This is a genomic window from Proteus sp. fly-1013 (genome assembly GCF_040140245.1).
In the GTDB taxonomy this organism is placed as follows: Bacteria; Pseudomonadota; Gammaproteobacteria; order Enterobacterales; family Enterobacteriaceae; genus Proteus; species Proteus mirabilis_B.
Window position 1 is genome coordinate 1 of sequence record NZ_JBEEWD010000001.1, and the last position, 25,283, is coordinate 25,283.

General features: G+C 37.3%; 19 protein-coding genes. 2 read left to right on the top strand and 17 right to left on the bottom strand.

Going from position 1 to position 25,283, the window contains the following annotated elements; translation table 11 throughout:
* Window positions 1-101 precede the first annotated feature (101 nt).
* From ABN236_RS00005 to ABN236_RS00020, 4 genes are all read right to left on the bottom strand, one after another.
* Window positions 102-449 carry a YfiM family lipoprotein gene (locus ABN236_RS00005; protein WP_349473119.1) on the bottom strand — a complete coding sequence of 116 codons (348 nt, stop codon included), beginning with the start codon at window positions 447-449 and terminating at the stop codon, window positions 102-104.
* Window positions 450-588: 139 nt separating this feature from the next.
* Entirely contained in the window at window positions 589-1,947 is a 1,359-nt protein-coding gene (gene pssA / locus ABN236_RS00010; RefSeq protein WP_088493477.1) for a CDP-diacylglycerol--serine O-phosphatidyltransferase, read from the bottom strand.
* A 178-nt stretch (window positions 1,948-2,125) separates the two neighbouring features.
* Window positions 2,126-4,795, bottom strand: coding sequence for a bifunctional acetate--CoA ligase family protein/GNAT family N-acetyltransferase (locus tag ABN236_RS00015; protein WP_349473120.1), 2,670 nt, complete (start codon window positions 4,793-4,795; stop codon window positions 2,126-2,128).
* Window positions 4,796-4,823: 28 nt separating this feature from the next.
* The gene (locus ABN236_RS00020) at window positions 4,824-5,525 is read right to left on the bottom strand and encodes a tRNA-uridine aminocarboxypropyltransferase (protein ID WP_088495955.1); all 702 of its coding nucleotides are present in this window, start codon (window positions 5,523-5,525) and stop codon (window positions 4,824-4,826) included.
* Between the two features lie 231 nt (window positions 5,526-5,756).
* Here ABN236_RS00020 and ABN236_RS00025 point away from each other — a divergent pair, with 231 nt between their 5' ends.
* Window positions 5,757-6,920: a tRNA/rRNA methyltransferase gene (locus ABN236_RS00025; RefSeq protein WP_088493475.1), complete on the top strand. Its 1,164-nt coding sequence runs from the start codon at window positions 5,757-5,759 to the stop codon at window positions 6,918-6,920.
* Between the two features lie 103 nt (window positions 6,921-7,023).
* Here the strand turns inward: ABN236_RS00025 and emrB are convergent, their stop codons facing one another.
* From emrB to ABN236_RS00065, 8 genes are all read right to left on the bottom strand, one after another.
* Window positions 7,024-8,541: a multidrug efflux MFS transporter permease subunit EmrB gene (gene emrB / locus ABN236_RS00030; protein WP_088493474.1), complete on the bottom strand. Its 1,518-nt coding sequence runs from the start codon at window positions 8,539-8,541 to the stop codon at window positions 7,024-7,026.
* Window positions 8,542-8,556: 15 nt separating this feature from the next.
* Window positions 8,557-9,735 carry a multidrug efflux MFS transporter periplasmic adaptor subunit EmrA gene (emrA, locus tag ABN236_RS00035; protein ID WP_102949398.1) on the bottom strand — a complete coding sequence of 393 codons (1,179 nt, stop codon included), beginning with the start codon at window positions 9,733-9,735 and terminating at the stop codon, window positions 8,557-8,559.
* Between the two features lie 192 nt (window positions 9,736-9,927).
* Window positions 9,928-10,455, bottom strand: a complete 528-nt coding sequence (gene mprA, locus ABN236_RS00040) for a transcriptional repressor MprA (protein WP_023581117.1) — start codon at window positions 10,453-10,455, stop codon at window positions 9,928-9,930.
* Between the two features lie 492 nt (window positions 10,456-10,947).
* A complete protein-coding gene (locus ABN236_RS00045; protein ID WP_311755091.1) occupies window positions 10,948-12,156 on the bottom strand; it encodes an MFS transporter in 1,209 nt (402 codons plus the stop codon).
* A 166-nt stretch (window positions 12,157-12,322) separates the two neighbouring features.
* Complete coding sequence (locus ABN236_RS00050) at window positions 12,323-12,730, bottom strand: hypothetical protein (RefSeq protein WP_349473121.1); 408 nt, start codon at window positions 12,728-12,730, stop codon at window positions 12,323-12,325.
* Between the two features lie 10 nt (window positions 12,731-12,740).
* Window positions 12,741-14,072, bottom strand: coding sequence for a phosphatase PAP2/dual specificity phosphatase family protein (locus tag ABN236_RS00055; protein ID WP_349473122.1), 1,332 nt, complete (start codon window positions 14,070-14,072; stop codon window positions 12,741-12,743).
* Between the two features lie 104 nt (window positions 14,073-14,176).
* A complete protein-coding gene (locus tag ABN236_RS00060) occupies window positions 14,177-15,946 on the bottom strand; it encodes a bifunctional alpha/beta hydrolase/class I SAM-dependent methyltransferase (protein ID WP_349473123.1) in 1,770 nt (589 codons plus the stop codon).
* A complete protein-coding gene (locus tag ABN236_RS00065) occupies window positions 15,943-16,578 on the bottom strand; it encodes a CDP-alcohol phosphatidyltransferase family protein (RefSeq protein WP_088493468.1) in 636 nt (211 codons plus the stop codon). Before ABN236_RS00065 ends, ABN236_RS00060 begins: the two co-directional genes overlap by 4 nt.
* A 549-nt stretch (window positions 16,579-17,127) precedes the next feature.
* Here ABN236_RS00065 and ABN236_RS00070 point away from each other — a divergent pair.
* Window positions 17,128-19,461 (top strand): TonB-dependent hemoglobin/transferrin/lactoferrin family receptor, encoded by a 2,334-nt coding sequence (locus ABN236_RS00070; RefSeq protein WP_349473124.1) that lies wholly within the window; start codon window positions 17,128-17,130, stop codon window positions 19,459-19,461.
* Window positions 19,462-19,544: 83 nt separating this feature from the next.
* On the opposite strand, the gene ABN236_RS00075 is transcribed toward ABN236_RS00070, so the two are convergent.
* The 5 genes from ABN236_RS00075 to nrdF form a co-directional block, all read right to left on the bottom strand.
* The gene (locus tag ABN236_RS00075) at window positions 19,545-19,895 is read right to left on the bottom strand and encodes a ribonuclease G (protein ID WP_088493467.1); all 351 of its coding nucleotides are present in this window, start codon (window positions 19,893-19,895) and stop codon (window positions 19,545-19,547) included.
* Window positions 19,896-20,180: 285 nt separating this feature from the next.
* The gene (gene proX, locus ABN236_RS00080; RefSeq protein WP_088493466.1) at window positions 20,181-21,176 is read right to left on the bottom strand and encodes a glycine betaine/L-proline ABC transporter substrate-binding protein ProX; all 996 of its coding nucleotides are present in this window, start codon (window positions 21,174-21,176) and stop codon (window positions 20,181-20,183) included.
* A 121-nt stretch (window positions 21,177-21,297) separates the two neighbouring features.
* The gene (proW, locus tag ABN236_RS00085; protein WP_349473125.1) at window positions 21,298-22,497 is read right to left on the bottom strand and encodes a glycine betaine/L-proline ABC transporter permease ProW; all 1,200 of its coding nucleotides are present in this window, start codon (window positions 22,495-22,497) and stop codon (window positions 21,298-21,300) included.
* Window positions 22,490-23,689: a glycine betaine/L-proline ABC transporter ATP-binding protein ProV gene (gene proV, locus ABN236_RS00090; protein ID WP_349473126.1), complete on the bottom strand. Its 1,200-nt coding sequence runs from the start codon at window positions 23,687-23,689 to the stop codon at window positions 22,490-22,492. Before proV ends, proW begins: the two co-directional genes overlap by 8 nt.
* Before the next feature lie 623 nt (window positions 23,690-24,312).
* Window positions 24,313-25,281 (bottom strand): class 1b ribonucleoside-diphosphate reductase subunit beta, encoded by a 969-nt coding sequence (gene nrdF / locus ABN236_RS00095; protein ID WP_088493463.1) that lies wholly within the window; start codon window positions 25,279-25,281, stop codon window positions 24,313-24,315.
* Window positions 25,282-25,283 lie beyond the last annotated feature (2 nt).

Genomic DNA, 25,283 nt, shown 5'->3' on the forward strand with positions numbered 1-25,283 from the left:
ATGTGAGAGTAGGGAACTGCCAGGCATTAAATAAGACGAGAAAGCCAACCCAATGGGTTGGCTTTTTTGCGTTTGGAAGTTTAGGTACTCTGAATAAAAAACTATTTTAATTGCTGATAAAGTAATGAACCCGCAACTGCTCCTGCTACATCGTAAGCAAAATCATGCCAACTCCAGCCAGTGCCTTCTGGACGACTATCATAAAGCTCTTTCGCTGCACCTAAACTAATCGAAAATGAGAGCCCTATTAATAATCCCTCTCTATGACCATAATTTTGATGATCTGCATACGCATTTGCACCCGCGGATGCTGCCATTGAAAATAAGAAATGCTGAGCTTTATCTTTGCCTTTCCAATTATCATTAGCAAAATGAAATGACTGGCAACCATTTAAAGTCATTATTGAGAATAAAATAATCAGAGAGTGACACTTGAGCTTTAGTTTCATAAAAATAAAAGCCTTTTCACTGATAACAATGTTTTTAATATAGAAGATTATTAAAGATAAGGGATGATTTGAGAAAATAATTTTATTAAACAAAAAAGCCTTGCTGTAATTTAGCAAGGCTTATCAAATGAAGCGTCAATTAAAGTATGCGGCTGATTAATCTATCAACACGAATACGGCGTAATCGCTTAATTAATTTCTTCACTTTTAGAGGATAAAGCTTAATACTTTCTAGATCTTGGTAATGTTTCACGACAATAGTATGTTGGCGAATGCATTCTAACTCTTTGTGTCGTTGCTCATGTAATTCATGTTTAGGATCATGAATTAATATGGCATTCTCTAAATCTAATCCCCATGCACGTGGATTAAGATTATTACCAGTAATTAATTGCCAGCTATCATCTACCCACATACCTTTTAAGTGATATGTATTATCGCTATCTTTCCAAAGTCTTACTGTTAATTGGTTGCTATCAATAAATCGTTGGAAACGTTGGGTAAATTTACGCAAATTCATTTCATAGAGATAAGGTAGAGCACCAATAATTTTAAATGGTTCTTCTGGTGGAATATAGAAGTCATTTGCTGTTTTATCACCAATAATAATTTCAACTTGCTTGCCATTTCTTAATAAATGACTGATTTGGCGTACAAGGATTGCAGGTAAATTAAAATAAGGTGTACAAATAACAAGTTTCTCTTCAGTAGAAGCCATAAGGTGAGAAATTGTCTTATTTAAGATATTTTTCTTACCTAAACCCATTAAAGGTGTTACTGCTAGCTCGTTGTTAGAAGCATTGGCTTTAATATCATAGCCATCACGAGTACGTAAATTGAAACGAAATTGACGAATACAATTTTTAATTTCGGCACAACGAACTCTATCTTTGATATCCAGTCGTTGAATCGCTTCTGATTGCAAAAGATCAGACACGATAAATTGCTTCATTGTGGAAGCTAATTCGCTATTTTGGATAATGTGATATCTGTCATAACGATATTTATCAAGCTTGTGCAAGTAAACATTATTAATACTTGCACCACTATAGATAATCGTATCATCAAAGATAAAGCCTTTAAGGTGTAATACACCTAATGCTTCGCGAGTGTTTACGGGAATACCGTAAATAGGGATCTCGATATCAGGGTGTTGCTGTGCAACATGGTAGTACCAATCTGCATTTGTTGCATCAGCAGAGACACCAATACGCCCACGTTGAGCACGGTGCCAGTCAACAATAACGGTAATGGATAATTCAGGACGTTGTTGTTTTGCGGTGTAAAGCGCATCAAGGATCTCTTCACCAGCCTCATCGTGCTCTAGGTAAAGAGCTGTAATAAAGATCTCTTTTTTTGCTTGAGCAATGTATTTCAATAAGGTGCTGCGAAACGCGGACGTCTGATAAAGCGTTTCAACATCAGCAACTGACTGAGCTAATTTAGGCAGTTGTGCAAGGTGTTGTTGATGCTTAGCAAGTTTTAGTTTAGACAACATCACAGTGCTTAATTCTCTTGTTTATGATGGCAGATGGAGCCATCGTCCATGTAGATTTTCTTTAACCGATCTTCTGATCATAACATTAGTTATATGGGATGTACGCATAAAATCATCATATATAGCTAATTTATCAAAGGATGCGTGAACAATCACATAAAGAAACTTTCGCTAATGATTATAGCGTTGGGTTATCTTTTGAAGGTCCAAGCTGTAAATCAAGATTGACTATTCCTTCATCAAATTGTACTTCAACAGAAAATCCCAGTTTTTTCGCTAAACTTATCATGTTGCGATTTTCAGGCATTGTAATCGCGGTTAAACGTTTAATGCCATGTTCTCTAGTATAGTTGATAAGTTTAGTCATAAGTTGATGACCTAGAGTATTTCCTTTTAAATCAGAACGCACAAGAATAGCAAATTCTGCATGCTGATTATCGGGATCTGCCATTGCACGGGCAACACCAATGATTTCAGGCCTTTCTTCTCGATTGCGGATCGCGACAAAAGCCATTTCTCGATCGTAGTCTATTTGCGTCATATTCGCGAGATCGTCATGTGTAAACTCACTGATCTCACTAAAATAGCGATAATAAAGATCTTCTTTTGTTACTTGGTTTATAAACGTTTTCAGTAACGGTTCATCTTCTGGCAAGATAGGGCGGATAAAGCAAGGATTGTTATCTCTTAGGAAAAAGGTTTCTTCTAATTCATTGGGATAAGGGCGAATAGAGAGTCTCTGATGAGGATCGCCTTGTAGTGGCGCTAACTCCATCGCGACATCGAGTAATGTAAAATCATTACCTGAAGCTAATAGGGGATGAATATCTAATCTGACAATTTGTGGGCAATCTAAAAGTAAGTGAGAAACCTGCACTAAAAAATGACTTAGGCTTAATATATTTAGAGGTTGTAAAGCACTTCTTGGCTGTATCTTTCCGCTTTTTATCGCATTAATAACCAGATAACGGGCAAGTGCCATATTGAGTGGTGGCAGAGCAACAGCTGCTTTAGTTTCTATTTGCCACTCAACCCCCCCTTCACCCAACACAATTAATGGGCCAAAAATAGGATCTTGCTCTATGGCGACGCGTAGTTCTTGAGAGCCAGCGCGATTTGCCATACTTTGTACCAATAAACCCTGAATTTGTGCTTGAGGGTAGAGTTCTGTAACGCGCTCTATAATGGCATGTGCTGCTGATGATACTTCTGTGCTGTCTCGAAGATAAAGCATAACACCTTGTACTTCGGACTTATGAGGGATATCAGGAGAACGCAATTTTAGTGCAACAGGATAACCAATCCTTTCAGCAATATTGACAGCTTCTTGTGCATTATGAGCAATCCAAGTAGGAAGTGTATTAAAACCGTAAGCTTCCATAATTGGCTGAACTTGGTGTGTGTCTAATCGATATTGCTTATTTTTTAATGCCTCTTCAATGCAATGGTGCGCTTGTTGCGTATTCATTTTGACATCTAAAGGCAATGCTGGTGTTTCTTTTAGCTGTTTCTGATTTCGACGATATTCCACCATATGCATAAATGCGGTGACAGCACCTTCAGGTGTTCGATAGGTTGGAATTCCAGCTTCACTAAATAATTTACGCGATTGTTGAGATGAATATTCTCCGCCCCAGTTAGTGAAAACGGTAAGCCATTTACGTCGAGGGTGTTTATTGATGGCTTCTATAACTCGTTGTGCCGTTTCAATGCTAGGGGCTATGGCACTAGGTGTGTGAATAAGAAGTAATGCATCATGATCATGGCTATCTAACAAACAATTCAATGCCAAAATATAACGATCAACCGTTGTATCATCACCTAAATTTAGCGGATTACGAATGGCATTTTCTTCTTGAATAATACTTTGTAGCTTTTGTTTTGTTTCATCCGTAAGTTGTGCAAGCTTTCCTGAATGCAAAAATAGCTCATCAACGGCCATTGCAGCAGGTGCCGAGCCATTACTTATAATCATCAATCTTTCGCCTTTTAAAGGCGTCATATAGCTAAGTGTTTCAACGGCAGAAAACATTTCATGGGTATCTTGTACTCGTAGTAAACCTGCACGTTGAAAAGCTGCATCATAGGCTACGTCATAACTCGGTGTATCTCCCAATAGCAGTTGAGCTTTTTGGGTACGACCACTTTTTATCACCAGAATCGGTTTGTTGCGCGAAGCACTACGAGATGCTGACATAAAACGCCGAGCATCTTTTATATGCTCAAGATGCAATAAAATTGCACTGGTTTTACTGTCTCTTGCTAGAAAATCCAATAAATCATCGACTTGGATATCTTGATTGTCACCTAACGCAATAAAATAGGAAAAGCCAATATTGCGATAATAAGCCCAATCTAAAATCGTATTGGCGACAGCCGCTGATTGCGAAATAAAAGCGAGCTTTCCTTTTTTAACTGGAAGAGGTGAAAAGCTGGCATTTAAACCTTGCCATGGTGCTAAAAGCCCCAAACTATTTGGGCCAAGTAAACGGATATGATATTGCTGGCAAAGTAATTTTATTGGCTGAAATTGTTCAGGTTGTGCAGAAAGTACAATTACGGCTTTGCAACCAGACTCACCTAATTGTTTCAGTAGTTCAAGGTTGCGACGATGGTGTGTACAAATAATCGCGAGATCAGGTACTTGAGGTAATTTATCAATAGAGGGATAAGTAAAAACACCAGAGACAGAGCCACGAGCGGGATTAATCGGAAACACTGGACCATTAAATCCACCACTGAGCAAATTTTTCATCATGGTGGTTCCTGCTCGACCTAATTTTTCAGAGGCACCAATCACCGCAATAGATTTAGGACGTAATAGTGCTTCAAGACCTCGTTGGCTCATATCCACTCCAGAGTTTCATTATCAACTGCTATTCAATGTAGCTGATTTGATCTTCTTTTGCCTGACTCCGGTCTGGTTTTCCAAGTAAATATTGTTGACGAAAGTAACTAAAATGAGAAAAAAGTTGTTGTGAGGCTTGAATATCGCCGACATTTTCTAAAATAGAAGCCGCAACTTCTGCGGTACAATGTTGGTCTTCTCTTGCTGCTTGGCGAAGCACATACTCACATTTAATTGCTTCATTTAAAGAAAAAAGAGGCAATGAATCGAGATAAGGGCTTTTGCGAAACATCTTGCGAGCTTCACTCCAAGTACCATCGAGGAGGATAAACAAAGGCGGTTTGCTATTGGTTGGAAGTTGGTTGTATACAACACGTTCATTTGATGCATAGCTTTCAGGGAAGACAACATAAGCTTGTCTATCAGGTGTATTGATTAGATCAAGCAAAGCCTGTTCAGGCTCGGTTCTAGACCATAAAAATGCCTGCGTATCTGGTAATACATCGGCAATTAATTTTCCTGTATTACTTGGCTTCATCACTTCAGTATCATACATCAATAAACAAAATTGGCTTTTTGCTGGTTGATTGATAATCGTGTCACAAAGGCACTGTTTTTCAGGTAATAAGCAAAAAGAGCAACGTTTTGTACGAAAACCACGCGCTTTAAAAGGGCGAGTTGAAATCGAAAGTCGATATTGACGAAGTCGAGAGACTGCATTGTCATGCATAACAGATTGACCAATACTCATAAAAAAGAATCGAATATTATCATGTTCAAAACAAACAAACTATTCAGTGTGTTTTTATCATAAAAATCATACTGATATATTAGCTATCTATGAGATGAAGTTAATTATCAATTGATCCTGATTAGTTTATCGATTCCTGTGCGTGATTCTCTCGGTGACAGTTGCTAAACTATCATGTAATCTGCGCCCCTATTGCAGTTGGAGAGACAAATGAACGATTCTTATGAAGGTAAAAACGGCAAAGTAAAAGTGATGTATGTCCGTAGTGAGGACAATGCCGATAATAAACCTAAAAAACCATCCCGCCGTCCTGAAAATGGTCGTGGTGATAGCCGTGATAACAAACGCGGTGACAACCGTGACGACAAAAATCGTGATAATAGACGTGGTGACAACCGCGATGATAAAAATCGCGATAACAGACGTGGTGATAACAAATTTTCTCGTCGTGATGACCGCGGTGCAGGTAAGCCTTCAGGGCGTGGCGCATCACGTAATGAATCAAAACCTTCTCGCGATAGCGAAGGCGGAAGTTTTTCTCCGTGGAAAACGGTTTCTCGCCCAGCTGGTGAAGAGGCAATTAAAGAGCACGATGGCATTACAGGTAAGAGCCAAATCGATCCTGAACAGCTACGTCGCCAGCGTTTAGAAGAAACGCGTATTTATGGTGAAAATGCCTGCCAAGCAATGTTTAAAAATCGTCCTGATGCGATTGTTCGTGCTTGGTTTTTACAAGATGTGACACCACGTTTTCGTGATGCATTGAAATGGATGGCAGCAAACCGTAAAGCTTATCACGTTGTTGAAGAAGAAGAGATGGTGAAAGCCGCTCGTACCGATCACCACGGTGGCGTGTGCTTCTTAATTAAAAAACGTATGGGTCATGATGCAGAAACTTATCTGAAAGATGCACCTGAACATGATTGCGTATTAGCACTTGAAGATGTGGGTAATCCACATAACGTAGGTGCAATTATGCGTAGCTGTGCGCACTTTGGTGTGAAAGGGGTTATTTCTCCTGATTCTGCTGTATTAGAATCTGGTGCTGCTGTTCGTACCGCAGAAGGTGGTGCAGAATATATCCAAGGTATTGATGCTGATAATTTTGCTGAAACTTTAGATAAATTTAAAAAAGCGGGTTATACGCTGGTGGCAACATCAAGCCATAAAGGCAGCGTGCCATTATCAAAAGCACAATTACCGGCGAAAATGGTTCTTATCTTAGGTCAAGAGAAAGATGGCTTAAGTGAAAGCACTTTAAATCAAGGTGATATGAGCATTTACATCGGTGGTACAGGTCACGTTGAAAGCTTAAACGTCTCTGTGGCTTCTGGTGTGTTATTAGCTGAATGGTGGCGACAGCACCAAGGCTAATTACTTTAAAAAATATTTTCTTTTTTAAAGCAGAGTACAAAAAATCCCGCTTAGTCATTATGATTTAAGCGGGATTTTTATTTATACAGCTATGCTAATTGCATTATTTTCCTGGTGAGAAAGGCGGTTTAGCAAACCAAACCACGATCATCATGATAAGGAAAATACCGGCTGCTAACCAAAAAATCTCATTGGCTGAAATAATTAATCCTTGTTCTGTAATAGTTTTCGCTAAATATGCAGACGCTTGTTCATTTGAAAAACCAAGATCATTCATTTGTTGGTACGCCATTTGCGAATCAGGATCGAGTGGATTAATTTTTTCTACAAAGGTTTCATGGTGAAGTGATTCTCTTTGTGTCCAAATTGTTGTGGTTAACGATGCACCAATTGCTCCTGCCAATGTTCTTAAAAAGTTTGAAAGACTTGAGGCTGATGCCATTTTTTCTGGGGGTAATCCAGATAATGTCATTGTCGTTAATGGCATAAAGAAACACGCAACCGCTAAACCTTGCCAGAATTGAGGCCATGCCACAGTGGCAAAATCCATTCCTGGCTCGAAGGTATAAGCTCGCCAATAAAAACACACAGAAAACATAATAAAGCTAAAGCTGATGATATAGCGTAAATCCACTTTACCACCAAACTTACCTATAATCGGTGTGATAATTAAAGGTAATAAACCTACTGACGCTGATGCTAATCCAGCCCATGTTGCTGTATAACCAAAGACTTCTTGTAAAAGCAGTGGTAGTAAAACAATGGTACCAAAATAGATCATATAAGCGAGGCTGAGCGTGACACAACCAATGGTAAAGTTTCGACTCTTAAAGAGTGAAAGGTCTATCACTGGATGATCGTCCGTTAACTCCCAAACAATTAAGAAGCTAAGCGCAACTACGGCAACAATAGTGAGGACTATAATTTCTGTCGAATTAAACCAATCGAGCTCTTTACCCTGATCGAGCATGATTTGTAACGCACCAATACCCACGACAAGTAAAACAAGGCCGATAGTATCTATTGGTTTAATTTCAGTTTTTGTTTCGCGTCCAGCTAAGGTGTTTGATATACACATAATAATCAACACACCAAATGGAACGTTAATAAAGAATATCCATCCCCAATGATAGTTATCGCTGATGTAGCCACCTAAAATAGGTCCTAAAATAGGTGCTACAACAATGGTTACTGACCATAGCGCAAGCGCCATATTTCGTTTGGCAGGTGGATAGTTATTCAATAACAAACTTTGTGATAAAGGAATTAGTGGCCCTGCAACTAAACCTTGAAGCACACGAAAGAAAATAAGCATTTCAAGGCTTTGTGAAATACCACAAAGCCAAGACGTTAACGCAAAAAGTGCTGTTGACCACATAAAGAGTCGAACTTCACCAATGCGTTTTGCTAACCAACCTGTAATTGGGATAGAAATAGCATTTGCCACACCAAATGAGGTAATAACCCAAGTCCCCTGTGAGTTAGAGGCACCTAAGTTTCCTGCAATAGTTGGAATGGCTACGTTAGCGATTGTAGAATCGAGAACTTGCATAAAGGTTGCCAACGCAAGGGCGATGGTCATTAAGGCAAGTCTTCCTCCTTGTAATGGCTCTTTGATCACCTTTACACCTCGCCTTTATTGTCCTGCATTTTGTTCAATGATTTCATTGATCAGTTTATTAATCTCTGACATATCAATTGTTAAAGCATCAGTATGATAAGCAGGTGCTTGGCGTTCGCTGTGTGATAATACTTTTCCATCAAGGTTAATCGTATCGACAGTCACTTCAGAAGAAAGACCAATACGCAGAGGTTTTTCTGCTAACTCTTTTTCATCTAATGAAATACGAACGGGTAAGCGTTGAACCACTTTTATCCAGTTACCACTGGCATTTTGCGCAGGTAATAATGAGAAAGCACTACCTGTTCCCATATCTAAACCTAACACGGTGCCGTGATAAATGACCTTTTTACCGTAAAAGTCAGTTGTTATCTTTGCAGGTTGACCAATTCGCATATTCGCGAGTTGGGTTTCTTTAAAGTTGGCATCAATCCACATACCTGTTACAGGAACAACGGCCATTAAAGGTTTACCCGGTGAGACTTGAGCACCAACTTGAACGCTACGACGTGAAACATAGCCATCTGTTGGGCTTAAAATTTTAGTACGTTCTAAGGCAAGCCATGCATTACGAACATCAGTTGATGCTTGTAAGACAGAAGGTTGTTTTGCAATTGGTGTATTTAAGATAATGGCTTGATTAGCATTATATTGCTCTCTTGCAACTTCTAAAGCCGCTCTTGCGGTAGAAACAGCTTCTCTGGCGTGTTGAAGTTCTTCTTTACCAATGACATTGCGTTCACCTAAAACTTCACGGCGGCGAAGATCATTTTGTAATTTAGTGAGCTCAGTTTCGCGTAAAACGATATTTGCTTTTAATTGACGACCATTGATGATTTGCTGATGCATTTGACGAACACTATTAGCTAATGCTGTTTTTGCTTTTTCTAATGCGAGTTTTTCATCACTTGAATCTAATAAAACTAAGGGTTCACCTGCTTTTACAAAATCGGTGTTATCCACATAAACAGTGGTAACAGAACCAGAAATCTGTGGCATCACCATGATTTGATTGCCAGTCACATAAGCGTTATCTGTTGTTTCATGATGTCTTAACACCATAAACCAATAAGCTGTGTAAGCTGCACCAGCAACAATAAATAGGATAGTTAGCAACAGTAGAACGTTTCGGCGAGTTCGTTTTTTATTGCGAATGGGAGCCTGAGGGGGGGTAGTTTCCTCATTAACACTCATTTAGAAGATCTCCATAAAACCAGAAAAACATCATTAGATATGTTTCCAGTATTAAAACTGGAAACATAATTATAAAGTCAATCTTAGAATAATTATTAGCGTGAAGGTAAATTATAAATGCTAATGGGTAAGTATGTTTGCCGATTTATGGCGTAAATAGGATTAGATCAATAAAACTATTTATTATGCTACTTATTCACAACCTTTTTCAGCCAAAGTATCTAATTGTAATAATAACTTACGCATTAGCGTTTCAAGCTGTCTTTGTTCTGATTGATCTAATACAGACCAGATTTGTTTTAAACACTGATGTTGCGGTGGTAATAAGCTATTTAAAAACTCTTCACCTGCATCAGTTAAATGGAGATGTAAACAACGGCGGTCATTATGACTTTCACGACGTTCAATCCAACCTTGCTTTTCAAGCTCATCAGCAATACGTGTTGCGTTTGTTCTTGAAGAGCCTAAAGCTGCACTTAATTCTGATGGTTGAATACTACGATTTTCTGTCGTATCTAAAATCATTAGTGCCATAAATAATGTCTCGTTAATACCCTGAGACTTCAACATATTATTACGACTTTCAAGAAGTTTGCTTTGAACATGCATAGAAAGGCGAGTTAACAAAATTTCTTGATAAGGAATATCTTTGTTAAGCGATTTCTGTTGTGTAGCGCGAGTGTTTAGTAATTCTTCTGTTGGCGTAAATGAGCTTTCCATTTTTAGACACCTTGTTAGTTTCGAAAATTAGGATAATGCTGTTATCAACATGTTAAATGGTATATTAAACACACAATTTAGCAATTTTTATTATTTATAGTCACTATGTTTTTTTGATTATGTTACCTGATTCATAAATTTTCTGAATGATAACACAAAAAAAAGAATAGGTACTTATCTCTTTACAATAAGTTAATAAAATCAATTTATCACTTATCTGACAATGAATAGTAGTCTATTTGCGAAAAAAGGGATCATTTTTTACGATAAAACACGTAATAAATTTATTATCACTGCCAATGGTTGTTATGCAGATAATACCGAAGTGAAATTATTTATATAGTGCTTTATTGATGAGATTGATATAATTTTCTTAATAAAGAATGGGATGATGATATACATTAATAGTAATCACGCTGTTAAAACATTCACATTTTATTCTGATTAGAGTGGGATTGAAGAAATAATGTAACCCATCCTTGGGTCTAAAAATTATTCAGCGTGGATTATTGGATCATTTTTATAACCTAAAAACCAAACAATAAGACCGATAACGCCGATGACTAATCCAGCGATGGAAACACCAGTCCATCCATATTGATGATAAGCATAGCCTGATAGTAAAGATCCTAATGCACCACCAATAAAATAGCTTGTCATATAAGCGGCAGTTAGGCGATTTCTAGCATCAGGTAAAATACGGTATATGGTGCTCTGATTAGTGACATGAACACCCTGAACAGCTAAGTCTAGCAGGACAACGCCAATAATAAAGCTGATGAGCCCAATCCAGTGATAATAAGGCGCAATAATGATAAAACCCCAAGAAAGAAAGAGGATGATTAATCCTACAGTGGTGGTTTTCTTGCCTTTTCCTTTATCCACTAATACGCCAGCTTTACCCGCCATTAATGCACCTGCGGCACCCACAAGACCAAATAAACCAATAACGGCGTCAGAATAATTAAAAGGATCAGAAGCCAATAAAAAAGCCATTGAGGTCCACAATAAACCAAAGTGAGCAAAAATAAGTGCGCCAACTAATGAACGAGTTCTTAAGACAGGAGTTGTTGCAAATAATTTGAAAATAGAACCTAGCAATTGGAAATAATTTAAGTTTGTTTCACTTTTATAAGTAGGTAAACAGCGCCATAAAGTGATAGCTAAAATCGCCAGAAAAATACTGGCTACCCAGAAAATACCCTGCCAATTAGTAAATGACGCCATTAACCCAGATGCAGTTCTTGCCAGTAAAATTCCGAGTAAAAGACCACTCATAATCGTGCCGACTGCTTTGCCTCGTTGATGAGGTGCGGCAAGGGTTGCAGCAAAAGGAACAAGAATTTGAGCCACAACGGAGAACATCCCTGAGAGCGCCGTTCCTATTAACATTACCCAAATATTGGATGCCATAGCGGTAATTAATAGGCCACTCGCTGAAATTAATGTCATGGTAATAATCAGTGAGCGACGTTCAAAAATATCGCCAAGAGGCACTAATAACATTAACCCTACGGCATAACTTAATTGCGCGGTGGTAACAATAAATCCAGCCAACGTCGCAGATATGTGGAAGTAGTTTGCGATTGAATCTAGTAGCGGTTGTGCGTAGTAGTTACTGGCAACAACCATACCTGTGGCAACCGCCATAAGTAAAATAAGGCCTTTGCTTAGCGATGTTTGTGGTGCGGTGTTTTCCATAATACTCATAACAAATCATTTATAAGGTAAATGATAGTAACATGAGTCATTTTTTTGAGAAAAGAATTACTGTGATAGAGATGTTCAATTAATTTGATATAAACACTTAGATTTTATTCTTATAACATATTGTTTTATATGATAAATAAACGTTAACCTTAGCTTATTAATAACTAAAAAGTGTAAAAAAGAGCATAGCCAGACACCATATCCATTGAACTGAAACACCAATCACGGCAAAAGAAAATAGGCGCTTAGTCCCTAGCCAGCGAGCTTCTATCGTCTGTTTTTTGGGGCGTTTAGGGAATAATATAGAGAGACTTTCATCAAAGCTAACATCATCTTGATAGCGATAAAGTGCTTGAAAAAAATGACTATCAAGCCATAAACGAAAAAGGGGATATTGCGTAAATAAAAATAAAATAGAAGCTACGAAGAAAGCCAGTTTATTATGAAAATGAAGGCTAAATACAGGCGATGTACTTATATAAGGTAATAGTGATAAAAGCAGTAAATAGCGCCAACTTTGTGTTAAAGACACAATCACTTTACCGCTGGTTTTTGTTGTCAGCATCGTTATCTCGTCATCTATTTTGTTGGAAATGCGAATACCAAATTTGTAATGCTTCTTGTGTTTCTGGATTTAAAATCACTTGAGGACGAACTTGATACACCTGTTTTATTGCGTCTTCCAAAGTATCTACTGTGCCACTGTAAACTAACCATGCAACTACAATGGTTGCACTGCGCGAATAGCCTAATTTGCAATGAATATAAACAGTTCCTACTTGGCTAAGCTGTTCCATAGACAACATGGCTTTGCTGATATCATCAGGAGATAATGGTAATAAATCGATTTGAGGTTGCGCTAAATAAAGCTGATTTTGGCTAAATTTGTTTCTTGGCCACTCACAGGTTAAATCAAAGACGGCGTTCGCTTTTAATTTATAAAGAGGGCGTCCGCCTAATAAAATACCTTCAGCCACTAAACTGGGTGTTTGGCAACGTGTTAAATAATAGCGATAAGTACACCAAGCAAAAAAGCGATATGGTAATAGGATTATCTGCGCGGAAAGGGGAATTTCACCCTGTGCATTTTTTTGAAAAATAGAGGCTCCTGCGCCTAAATAACCTAAAGTCACAAAAGTTAATGTGATTGCAGGCCAGAGAAAAATCCAAAAGAAACCTTGTAAGCCAAAAGATAACAGATAAAACACCATTGCTGATAACGCATAGTTTTTACCAATACGTAAACTGCGTTTACTGCCAGTAAAATGCCATTTCCAACGAGAGTTTATTGGTAATAAATAACAAATAAGCACGCCGACACCAAAACCCGTAATAATATCGATAAAGTGATGTTGCCACGTTGTCAGTACAGAAACAGCAATAAGCAATGACCATAAATTTAAAAACCATTGCCATGATTTTGGAGTATGTGCGTGAAAACGTAACCAAAGTATCCACAATAAGATTATGTGCAAAGAAGGGGCTTGGTTATAAGGTAAATCGAAACCTTCTAATTGGGTAAATAACCAACCAGAAAACCCTTCTGTTTTTGGGCGAATAAAACTAAATTTTAAAGGGAATAATAAAAAACCAGTACAAGCAATAAGAGAGGCAACAATTAAACGTAGTCCATGTATAAATTGTTCTCTTAACGTTGTACAAATAATCAGTGAAATACCATAGGCAATATTCACACTCCAATAAGGAATAATTGTCCAAGGTAAAAAGGGGATCGCTTTTTCCCAGGAATAAACAAAAGAAGGAACATCAGATAAAGTGGAAGTATAAGTGTTAACTTGCATATAAGTTAAATAGAAAAATGGGGCAAGAAACAACAGCCATACAATACCAGCAAGCCAGATACTTTTTCTTGATGATGTTATTTGAGTGTGTTGGGTTCCACCCATACTAAAATTCCTTTCTTTATTTATGTTTATATTTTTACAATGACTTAAAACTATCGCTATGTGTTGCTATATAGCGATAGTTTGATTATTTATGGCGCATTCCGTTAGCGACGTTTTGCTATCGATACACTAAAAATACCCCAATGATCAATTTGTTGATCTAACTTTTCAAAACCTGCTTCATTGACTAAAGCATCCATTTCACCTTGACTACGGCAACGCATGATCCAAGGTTGTCCGTTTTGGTGACTAGGTAATACACGCGCAATCATTTCAAGCTGAGGGTGCCAAGGTTGGCAGGTATAAATCAATAAACCGCCACTTGGGATGGTTTGCGATAGTCCTTTTAAAGACTCTTTTAGCAGATGATTTTCAGGGAATAATTCATAAAGTCCGCTGACAATACCTAAAGTTGGTGACGGAGAAACAGCACTCAAGCTTTCTGCATCAAAGGCGTTACCTTCTTCAAAACGTACTTTATCTTCTAAGTGGCGCTCTTTAATCGCAATGTTGCCTTGTTCAACGTTAATGGCGCTATAATCACGCATTAAAATTGAATCGACCTTACCATAATCGTTAATTGCATCAAAAAGATAGCGCCCTTGTCCTGCTGCGATATCCATAATATGCACCGGCATATTATTTTGTATTAATTGGCGAATTGCGTAGCGGATTGTATTTTCAATATTGATTTTACGTTGGCGAATACCTTGCCAACCAATGCTATTTAAATATTGTCTATCGACAATACGACCAAATAATCCTTTCCCTTGAGGCTGATTACGGTAGACATAATCCAGCGTCGATCCGGAATCAAAACCTTTATCATAACCCAGAGCAACACCTTCAGATGCTTTACCTAAAGTGCTCATAGAGCGACTAAGTACTTTGTAATAAAGTCTTTTTGGACAATATTTAGGAAGTGGCGTTTGTAATGCGCGATAAACATCTGCACTATGACTCCAAGTATCTTCATATTGGTAATCATGTTGATAAGGTGGTTGTGCAAATAAGGTTTCAATAAAACTGCGCATTTTATTGATAGGAATAACTCTGTCTTTCTCACCTAAAGTATCGTGATAAAAGCCCGGTAATACATGCTTTTCTTTGATAGATGTGTTTAAACGTTCATAGAAAAGATGTTGAGGTTTGGCGTGAACCACATGATCATTGCCTGAAATAAATAACTGTGTTGGTAAAGTAATTGCACTTGCATCTTCAACAACGCGATCAGCCGTTTTATAAAGCTCTAATAAAATATTGACGGCAATAGGGCGAGTGATCAGCGAGTCTTGATTAAAAGAATCGATGCGGCTTTGGTCATGGGTTAAGTATTTTGCTTTTACGTATGAATTGACATAGAAAAGCCCACGAATTTTTTGCATCAAGGCAAGGCCTGTGCGTGCAAAAGGAACATATAACTTCACTTTAAATGCAGGAGAAGCCAACACCATGCCGCGGATCTTAGGGGCATAATCATGTACCCAACCGGTAACTAAAACGGCACCTACACTTTGACCAACAACCAGAATATTCTCCATTGGAATATTATAGTTGGATGAAATGTAATGAACGAATTCGTCTATATCTTTTATTGAAGTTCCCATTGATGGGCTATAACCGCGAGCGCCTTCATTTTTACCATGTCCACGAGCATCCCAAGCAAACATTGAAAAGTCAGGAAGATCTAACTCATCCACTAGATGAGAAACACGACCTGAGTGTTCATGACCTCGGTGAAATAAAATAATTGCTTTTGGTTCAGTGGTAATTTGAGCAGGCCAATGGCGATAATACAAAGGTGTTTTATCGCTGGTGGTAAATTCAGACTCAATCATATTCCTTTGAGTTTGATATTGCGGTTGTTGATTCATAACGATGTATCCTTATCTTTATCTGTCATCGTTGCTTCTTTTAGTGCGCGATGAATTCGGTGATAACAAGTCAACAAAAGTAATAAATTAATAATAATAAAAAGATAATGCGTGTTTTCTGATAATGTCAGTGAGGGGAATAATCCGATAAAAAAGGCGATTGCACCGAAAATAAAGGCTCTATCACTTTTTCCCATCGGGCCATCATAACGACGAGAAGCATGTATAGTTTGGGCAAGCACACCTAAGAACTCAGTCATTATCATTAAAAAGAGTGCCAGCATGATCCACCAATAGGCTTGTGGAAAAATAAAAGCAAAGGGTAGATAGAGTGCAATGTCTGAAATAACATCGCTGGCTTCATTTAATATCGCTCCAAGCGCACTTTTTTGATTATGTTCTCGTGCAAGCATGCCATCTATGGCATTAAGTGCCATACGAAAAAAGAGAACAAAAGGGAGCAATAAAAATAAACGAGGGTAAGGATAGAGCAAAAGTAACCCACCAACAGCAATGGATAACAGTAAGGCAAAAAGCGTGATCTGATTTGCTGTGATCCCTTTTGTGAATAACTGTTCTACATAAGGGCGTAATAGAGCTTGGAATTTGGGTTTTAGGTCATAAATTGTCATGACGCATCCTTGTGTTCAAAAGTGCGTATATACCTCATAATTATAATTTTATTATTAGCTGATTTTTATCTCATTGAATATCTTTATTTCAATGCTTTAATTTATTTACAATTTAAACATAAAACTAAGACTTAAAATTTACTTGAGTTAATAATTATTTAGCTCTCAAAATAAAGAGAAAATAAGATCCGCAAAACTGTAATTATCAGACTGTTCCGTGTCTGCTCTATTCTTTTTATTTTAAAAATCATTAAATTTTCTTTAGTAATATGTACGTAATTATAATTAGTAAATTAAATGAGGAAAATAAAAATAAGAGATATTAAATACCTTATAATAACTAATGAAATTAGTTTAATTTATTATAAATATTATTTTAGATAAAATTTAAATCTAACAAGAGTGTATCGATAGTGTAGTTATCTGTATTGAGTGATAAGTGCAAAAAAACTAGATAATGATAATTATTATCATTATCATAATTGGCGCTGTTAGTTACAGCTCTAATCATTTATCAAACTAATAACCATACAAAAAGATACTACTATTATGATCCATTTCTTAGCAAAAAATGATGCTTATCGTCAGGGAATTGGGATATTTTCATTTTCGTCATCAGCGATAGCATTATTATTGACTTCACTCACTTCGTTAAATAGCTATGCAACTGAAAGTGTAAAACCAGAAATAACGACATCTACAAAGTCGGAAAGTCCTGCACAACTAAAATCGCGTGAAAAGATTATTATTGAACCTATCTATGTATCAGGTGAACTCAACTCGAGTGTTGATGCGGGAAGTACCGTTCTGACATTAAAAGATATCGATAGAATTCAGCCTAATAATATTGCAGAGCTGGTGGATAAATTACCCGGAATTTCATCATCGGGTTCACCAAGACCAGGCGGTCAAACATTAAATATCTGGGGGATGGGTAATCCTGAAGATATTAAAATTACCCTTGATGGTACGCCTAAAACCTTTGAGAAATATCGCCAAGGTTCAATTTTTATTGATCCTGAATTAATCCGTCGTATAGATGTTGATAAAGGGCCTCATAATATTACTCAAGGAAATGGCGGTTTTGGTGGTTCGGTGAGAATTGAAACCAAAGATCCCGATGACTTATTACTACCCGATCAGAATATTGGGATGTTTTTAAAATATGGTCACCATACCAACGATAGACAAAACCGTTATAGTGGTGCGGTATACGGTAAATTACTGGATGGACAAGCAGACGGATTGTTCTATTTTAACCGTCGTGAAAGTGACGATCTGCGTCGCCCTGATGGGACTAAATTTGGCTATTCACAATCAGATCAAGATTCTTTTTTAATTAAAACTAATATCTATTTAACTGAAGCACAAACATTAACGTTATCAGCATCACGATCAGAAAGTGATGGTTGGACGCCTTGGGCGGCTAAACGTGATGAATTAGCTAAACCTAGCCAAGCTGAAGTGGATAAATATGGTTTTGATGCGGCGATGAAACGCAAATTAGTTTATCGTGATCAAAAAGATGACACCTTCAGTGTGAAATGGAATCTTCAGCCAATTGATTCTGATTTAATTAATCTAACGCTTACCTACGGTTATTCAAAAACCAAACAAAATGATAGTCGCCCAGAGACTGCTAGCTCCTATTTTAGTGGCAGTATGGGTAATCAAAGCTGGGTAGATTATCGAAATCATCAAATTGAAATTAAAAATGAAAGCACCGTTATGCAAGGCGCTTTAGAGCATAAGATATTAGTAGGAACACGTTGGCATCGTAATGATCGTGATGTCTTAATGTTTACTCGCGATAAAGCTAAAAATCCAAATTATAACTATGGATATTATGCGCCTCCTTATATGCCAGAAGGTACGCAAACGACAACCAGTTTTTATCTTCAAGATTCGATGAGTTATAGAAATCTGACGATAACACCGGGCGTTCGCTACGATATCGTTAAAAATCAAGGCAAGGGAAGTCGGGCTATTACCTATCAAGATCCAGATCCCTATTATGGTCATGATTACTCTGATGTGACTTATAGCGGGGCAACACCTCATTTAGGTTTATTATGGAAAATGAATCAGAATTTCAGATTCTTTGGTGATTTAACCTATACATGGCGTGCTCCATTGATTGATGAGCAGTATGAAGTACAAGGAAGTATTTCTAGCTTAACAGGAACGAGTCGTCATCTAGACAAAGAAACTGTAAGGGCTGCACGAATTGGTGCAATTGCGGATTTTGAAAGTGTTATTCAGCAAGAAGACCAACTGCAATTAAGAACAACACTGTTTGATACTCGTGGTAAAGACGAAATTTTCCGTCGCCGTGGTGTCTATTGTGAAAGTCAAAAGGTGGATGGACATAATGGAAATTGTCCACCTTCGATTGGTAATTACCGTAATTTACCGGGCTACCATATCCAAGGGCTGGAAATCGAAGCCTTTTATAATAGCCCTAATGTATTCGGCCGTTTAGCATATTCAACAATGAAAGGAAAACGTGACCAATCACCGCGTGACCCGTGGTTTGGTCAAAAAACATGGATTGCTGAGATACAACCTGACGCTTTACATGCCACTCTTGGCGTAAAAGTACCCAGTATTAATGTCAATATGGGATGGACAGGTGATTTTATTGGTGCTCAACGCCGTTCACCAATGGATGCCGATCCTGATGCTGGATATTGGTCACTACCAAAAAGTAAAGGTTATGCAATTCACGGTTTATTTGCGAATTGGGAACCCTCTTTTATAGATAATACAGAAGTTCGTTTTACGGTCGCAAATTTATTTAACCGTGATTATTACCCTTATTTAGGTGAATCAGTTTCGGGTGTAGGACGTGATTATCGATTTACTGTGGTAAAACGTTTCTAATATTACTGAAAATAAAAACAGATAAACCCCATAGATATTATGGGGTTTATTATCATTAAGAATTCAATATTCGATATATTGCATTAATAACCATGTGATGCAGAAGTTGCAATCATCGCCATCATAGTCGTGAAGAAGAAAATAAAGAAAAGAACAGCCATAACAATACTAATAATAAAGTAAACAAAGCCAGCTCTGTTCCATGTTTCTTGCACTTTCATAAAGGTTTCAACAGAATCATAATCACCACTTTTCCAAGCCCACTCATTCCCTTTAATACCACAGACAAAAATCCAAACAAGATTAAGTAAAGGAACAAGCGCTAATAATGGAAGATAGGATTTATTACCAAAACCCCAAATAATATTAAACATGAAAGCACCCCAGTTCCAACGTTTAATTTCTTCAGGTACGGGCTTGTTAGTGTAAGACACAGTTTATTCCTTATCTAAAATAATAAATATAAAAATGAGAATGCCAAAATGGCAACTGGAGAAAAGGATAATCATAATTGAAGAAATGAGAGAATGAAAGGTGGGTATGTCTCTGCCATTAATAAAAAGAATAATCTTAATAATAAAATAGTATTAAGATGACTTTTAATTTTTATATAAACTTATTTTATCTAATTACATGTAAATTTAGTTTTTTATAAATAAAAACAGGCCACAATAATGTGACCTGTTTTGTGACAATCTTAAATGAAGATTATTTATTGATTATTTTGCAGCAGCTTGAGCTTGTTCAATCCAACCATCAAAGGTTTTTTGATGTGCTTTGATCCACGCATTAGCATGACGTTCAATATCTGCCTGTGATTTTTGACCATTATGCATACGTAAGTTTTGCGCATTAATATCGGCAACAGACACTTTCATAACTTCAAAGAGTTTTGCCGCAGCGGGATTTTCTTCAGCCCATTTTTTATTTGCTGCAATATGCATGGTACTTGGCGGGAAGCCATAGTTTTTACCATTTGCTAATGTGGTATCGGTTTTATCATCACCCGGTAATGAAGAGAAAGGCACTTGTAACCAAACAACATCTTTACCCGGTTTTAATACATCACTTATCCAGTAAGGTGTCCATGTGTAATAAAAAATGGGTTTGCCTTCTTTATAGCGAGTAATGGTATCTGCCATCATTGCCGCATAGTTACCTTGGTTATGTGTAACAGATTTTTCTAATCCATAGGCTTTTAAGTGATTGTTAATCGCTTCTTCACAACCCCATCCCGGATTACAACCCGTTAAATCGGCTTTACCATCACCATTGGCATCAAATAATTTGGCAATTTTAGGATCTTTTAATTGCTCAATATTCGTAATGTTATATTTCTCTGCTGTTTTCTTATCAATCAAGTAACCTTGAGCGGCATTAACGACATAATCCCCTTTACGATAAAAGGTATTATCACCTCCTGCCGCTGCATATTGTGAATTATGAAGAGGAACCCAACTGACTGCCATAAAAGTGGCATCACCATTGGCGATAGAGGAATAAGCAACGTTATAGTCAACTTCTTTAATTGGCTGAACGGTGTAACCTAATTGTTCTAGTGCTTTATTAACGATTAAAGTTTGAAATGTTTCTTCAGAAATCGTACTTTGCACGGGTTGAACCGAAATCCCTTTTCCAGGTAAATCAGCAGCGGATAACTGGGTGCTTATCAGTGTGGCGGACAATACTGTTGCCCAGAGAACTGGATTACGCATAGTTTTTCCTTCTGTTGTTATGGTAAGAGATAAATAGCGACAGCGAACTGTCGCCTCTATTTCTTATATTGATTGAACGTGATGTTCTTTATTGATTTTTAATTAATAGTAAAAATATTTATTACGATGCTTTTTTGCCAAAGAGTCGGCAAATTAAACCGATAGGTCCTGTCATATACCAGCATCGATTGCCTTTATGACGGCTGTTTTGACCTAAAGATTGTGTTAATCGGTCAAGGATAATGGCAAGAATAACAATACCTGCACCCCCTACGGCAGCCAGTCCCATGTCAAGGCGACCTATACCGCGTAATACCATTTGACCTAATCCACCAACGGCAATCATTGATGCAATAACAACCATTGAAAGCGCTAACATCAGCGTTTGGTTTACACCTGCCATAATCGTTGGCATGGCGAGAGGTAATTGTACTTTAAACAGCATTTGACGAGGATTTGCACCAAATGATTGTGCTGCTTCGATTAAATCTTCAGGGACTTGTTTGATCCCTAAAATGGTCAATCTCACAATTGGAGGTAAGGCAAAAATAATAGTGACCACAACGCCGGGTACGTTACCAATACCAAATAACATGACGATAGGAACTAAGTAGACAAACGCAGGTGTTGTCTGCATCGCATCGAGTAAAGGTCGAACAATTTTGGATGCTCTATCACTGTTAGCCAGCCATATTCCTAATGGAAGCCCGATAATAAGACAAAACAGTAACGAGGTTAGTACCAATGCAAGGGTAACCATGGCTTCAGACCAAGCACCAATCGCCCCAATTAATATTAATGAGATAAAAGAAGTGACACCCATGACTTTGCCTGAAAGCTGCCATGCAATCAGAGAAAACAGAATAATGGCGATAGGTGCTGGCATTGAAGTTAAGGAATTTTCAAAACCACTTAAGACCAAATCAACCGGTACACGGATACCTTGGAAAACAGGGCGAAAGTGCAACACAATCCAGTCAATCGCATCAGTAACCCATGAATCTAAGGGGATCAGCGTATTATGAAACGGATCCATTAGATTGAATGAATCGGGTGCTACATCTGTTGGTGTTGCATCTAACCAATCACTGCCAGAGGATGAGGTATCAATATTTTCAGTACCACTGCCAGCACCCCAAGGATCAGCATCTGTTGATGAACTGTCGGCACTACTCCAAGGATCACTTTCTGTTGTAGTGGTATCAGTTGTTGCCCAAGGATCATCATTTACGTTATTGGTTGTCTCTGGTGCCGTTTTGTTTGTTGTGGTTTCTTGGATATTTGTATCCAAAGCCACATCTTTATCTGTTGTATTACTCATTTGGCGTCTCCTTATCCAGTGCTTGTAGTAACATTCCTTTAGAAATTAAGCCGATATAACGGTTTTTTTCATCAATAACAGGAATTGCACAGGGAGATTGTGCAACAGTTGAAATCAGCTCGTTTAACGGTGTATCACCATTAATGGCACAAGGCTCAGATAAAATAGCTGACTCAATAGGTTGTTTATTTTTCAGCGCCTCTTCAAGAGATGTGACAGAAACGATGCCAATAAATTTTCTTCCTCGTTCAATGAGATAGCCAAAGTTTCTATCTTCATCTTCGAGTACTTTTAAGGCAGATCGAGGACCAAAACCGGGCGCAACATGCAGTAAGGTTTCAGGGCGACGTTTGGCTATATCTTTTGCACTAAATACGTGGCTAATATCAACACCACGGAAAAATGTACGCACATAATCATTTGCTGGATTGTTAAGTATTTCATCTGGTGTACCCGTTTGAACAACAACGCCACCTTGCATAATGGCAATTCGGTCGCCAATACGCATAGCTTCATCCAGATCATGGGAGATAAACACAATGGTGCGCTGTTTATCACCTTGTAAGCTTAATAACTCATCCTGCATTTCTGTACGAATTAATGGATCGAGTGCTGAAAAGGCTTCATCCATCAATAAAATATCGGGATCATTAGCAAGTGCACGCGCAAGACCGATACGTTGACGCATCCCACCAGAAAGCTCATCAGGCCAAGAGTTTGCGTAACTGCCCAAGTTGACTTGCTCTAAGGCATCCATCGCTTTTTTATAACGCTCATCTTTGCTTAATCCCGCGAGATCCATTCCAAATGCAGTGTTATCAAGCACGTTCATATGGGGCATTAATGCGAATGACTGAAACACCATACTGATTTTTTTACGGCGCACTTGTCGTAATTCTTTATCCGACATAGTGGCAATATTTTCACCATCAATAAGCACCTCTCCCTTTGTTGGAGAGATCAGACGATTGAGAAGGCGGACTAGAGTGGATTTACCTGAACCAGATAATCCCATGATGACAAATATTTCGCCTTCTTCAATTGCCAGATTTGCATTTTGAACGCCCACTGTAAGCCCTGTTTTATCAAAAATCTGATCTTTATTCATACCAGATCTTAATAATTCAAAAGCGCGTTTAGGGTGCTCGCCAAATACCTTGTAGAGATTTTTTACTTCGAGTTTAATTGCCATGCAATATATAGTTTCCTATTTAAATATTGAAAGGAATAAATTAGATATTAATTAATAAGTGTTGTTATTTTTCCTAAATAAGATTTTTAGTAAGGGAAATACCCTACCACAATGATTGAGTCTGACAACCCTATGTTAATTATAATTAATTAAATAATTTAGCTGTATTTTCTTTATTTTTAATATGATTAATAATTAAATAAAGTGAAATAAATAAAATTTATTAAAAGATATATTTACCGCTAACTGACTGAAATAACTTTATTTTTAGAGATATTGCAAATTTGATTAGGATCTCAATAAAAATGAAGACTCAATATCAAAATAGAAGGGAAATAGAGAGAGAAATTAAATGAAAAAAAATCGTAATTCATTAGGTAAATTAATGTTTAATATCTTATGATAAGGTTTATATACTAGAAATAGGCTGGAATAATTCGAAAAAAATTGATTTTTTGACAATATTGAACGGCAAAAATCAATCAATTAGATTGTTTAGTGAACAAATAAAAATACACCAAAAAATAATCTATATTTTTCAGTGTATTATGATTTATATGGAATACATAATTAAATTGAATGTATTGTGTGGTTTCTTTTACCTTCAATTAGGTTAATAAACCTTAAAAATCCCAATCGTCATCTTCAGTGTTAATGGTTTTTCCAATAACATAAGATGAACCTGAACCAGAGAAGAAATCGTGATTTTCATTTGCATCTGGTGATAATGAAGAAAGAATAGCAGGGCTTACATCAGTTATTTCATCAGGGAATAAAGCTTCATACCCTAAATTCATTAATGCTTTATTTGCATTATAATGAAGAAATTTTTTGACATCTTCTGTCCAACCTACCGTGTCGTAAAGATCTTCGGTATATTTCACTTCATTGTCATATAAATCTAATAATAATGAGAAAGCAAAATCTTTAATATCTTGCTTCTCTAATTCGGATTTATTTAATAACTGATTTTGAAATTTATAGCCAATATAATAACCATGAACGGCTTCATCTCGAATAATAAGACGAATTAAATCGGCTGTATTGGTTAATTTTCCTCGGCTTGACCAATACATTGGTAAATAGAATCCTGAATAAAATAAAAAGGATTCTAAAAAGACGCTGGCGATTTTTTTCTTTAAAGGATCTTCATCTTGATAATAACGCAAAATAATTTCTGCTTTCTTTTGTAAGTAAGGATTTTCCTCACTCCAACGGTATGCTTCATCGACATCGGTTGTTAAACAGAGTGTAGAAAATATCGAGCTGTAAGAGCGAGCATGAACCGCTTCCATAAAACAGATATTAGATAACACGGCTTCTTCATGAGGCGTGAGTGCATCAGGCATCAAAGTCGGTGCGCCTACGGTATTTTGGATCGTATCAAGCAAAGTTAACCCTGTAAAAACACGGATTGTGAGTTGTTTTTCAGCTTGGTTCAGGGTGTTCCATGAAGGAATATCATTAGAGAGTGGAATTTTTTCAGGTAACCAAAAATTCATGGTTAAGCGATTCCAAACTTCTAAATCTTTTTCATCTTCAATGCGATTCCAATTAATCGCATTAACGTGACTTAATAAAGGTGATGACATGC

Excerpts from the sequence above, each read along its gene's own strand:
- proW (WP_349473125.1), bottom strand. The coding sequence starts at position 22,497 with ATGAGTAATACAACAGATAAAGATGTGGCTTTGGATACAAATATCCAA.
- ABN236_RS00045 (WP_311755091.1), bottom strand. The coding sequence starts at position 12,156 with ATGGAAAACACCGCACCACAAACATCGCTAAGCAAAGGCCTTATTTTA.
- ABN236_RS00015 (WP_349473120.1), bottom strand. The coding sequence starts at position 4,795 with ATGAGCCAACGAGGTCTTGAAGCACTATTACGTCCTAAATCTATTGCG.
- mprA (WP_023581117.1), bottom strand. The coding sequence starts at position 10,455 with ATGGAAAGCTCATTTACGCCAACAGAAGAATTACTAAACACTCGCGCT.
- pssA (WP_088493477.1), bottom strand. The coding sequence starts at position 1,947 with ATGTTGTCTAAACTAAAACTTGCTAAGCATCAACAACACCTTGCACAA.
- proV (WP_349473126.1), bottom strand. The coding sequence starts at position 23,689 with ATGGCAATTAAACTCGAAGTAAAAAATCTCTACAAGGTATTTGGCGAG.
- ABN236_RS00020 (WP_088495955.1), bottom strand. The coding sequence starts at position 5,525 with ATGCATGACAATGCAGTCTCTCGACTTCGTCAATATCGACTTTCGATT.
- nrdF (WP_088493463.1), bottom strand. The coding sequence starts at position 25,281 with ATGTCATCACCTTTATTAAGTCACGTTAATGCGATTAATTGGAATCGC.
- ABN236_RS00065 (WP_088493468.1), bottom strand. The coding sequence starts at position 16,578 with ATGACAATTTATGACCTAAAACCCAAATTCCAAGCTCTATTACGCCCT.
- proX (WP_088493466.1), bottom strand. The coding sequence starts at position 21,176 with ATGCGTAATCCAGTTCTCTGGGCAACAGTATTGTCCGCCACACTGATA.
- ABN236_RS00060 (WP_349473123.1), bottom strand. The coding sequence starts at position 15,946 with ATGAATCAACAACCGCAATATCAAACTCAAAGGAATATGATTGAGTCT.
- emrA (WP_102949398.1), bottom strand. The coding sequence starts at position 9,735 with ATGAGTGTTAATGAGGAAACTACCCCCCCTCAGGCTCCCATTCGCAAT.
- ABN236_RS00055 (WP_349473122.1), bottom strand. The coding sequence starts at position 14,072 with ATGGGTGGAACCCAACACACTCAAATAACATCATCAAGAAAAAGTATC.
- ABN236_RS00070 (WP_349473124.1), top strand. The coding sequence starts at position 17,128 with ATGATCCATTTCTTAGCAAAAAATGATGCTTATCGTCAGGGAATTGGG.
- ABN236_RS00025 (WP_088493475.1), top strand. The coding sequence starts at position 5,757 with ATGAACGATTCTTATGAAGGTAAAAACGGCAAAGTAAAAGTGATGTAT.
- ABN236_RS00005 (WP_349473119.1), bottom strand. The coding sequence starts at position 449 with ATGAAACTAAAGCTCAAGTGTCACTCTCTGATTATTTTATTCTCAATA.
- ABN236_RS00050 (WP_349473121.1), bottom strand. The coding sequence starts at position 12,730 with ATGCTGACAACAAAAACCAGCGGTAAAGTGATTGTGTCTTTAACACAA.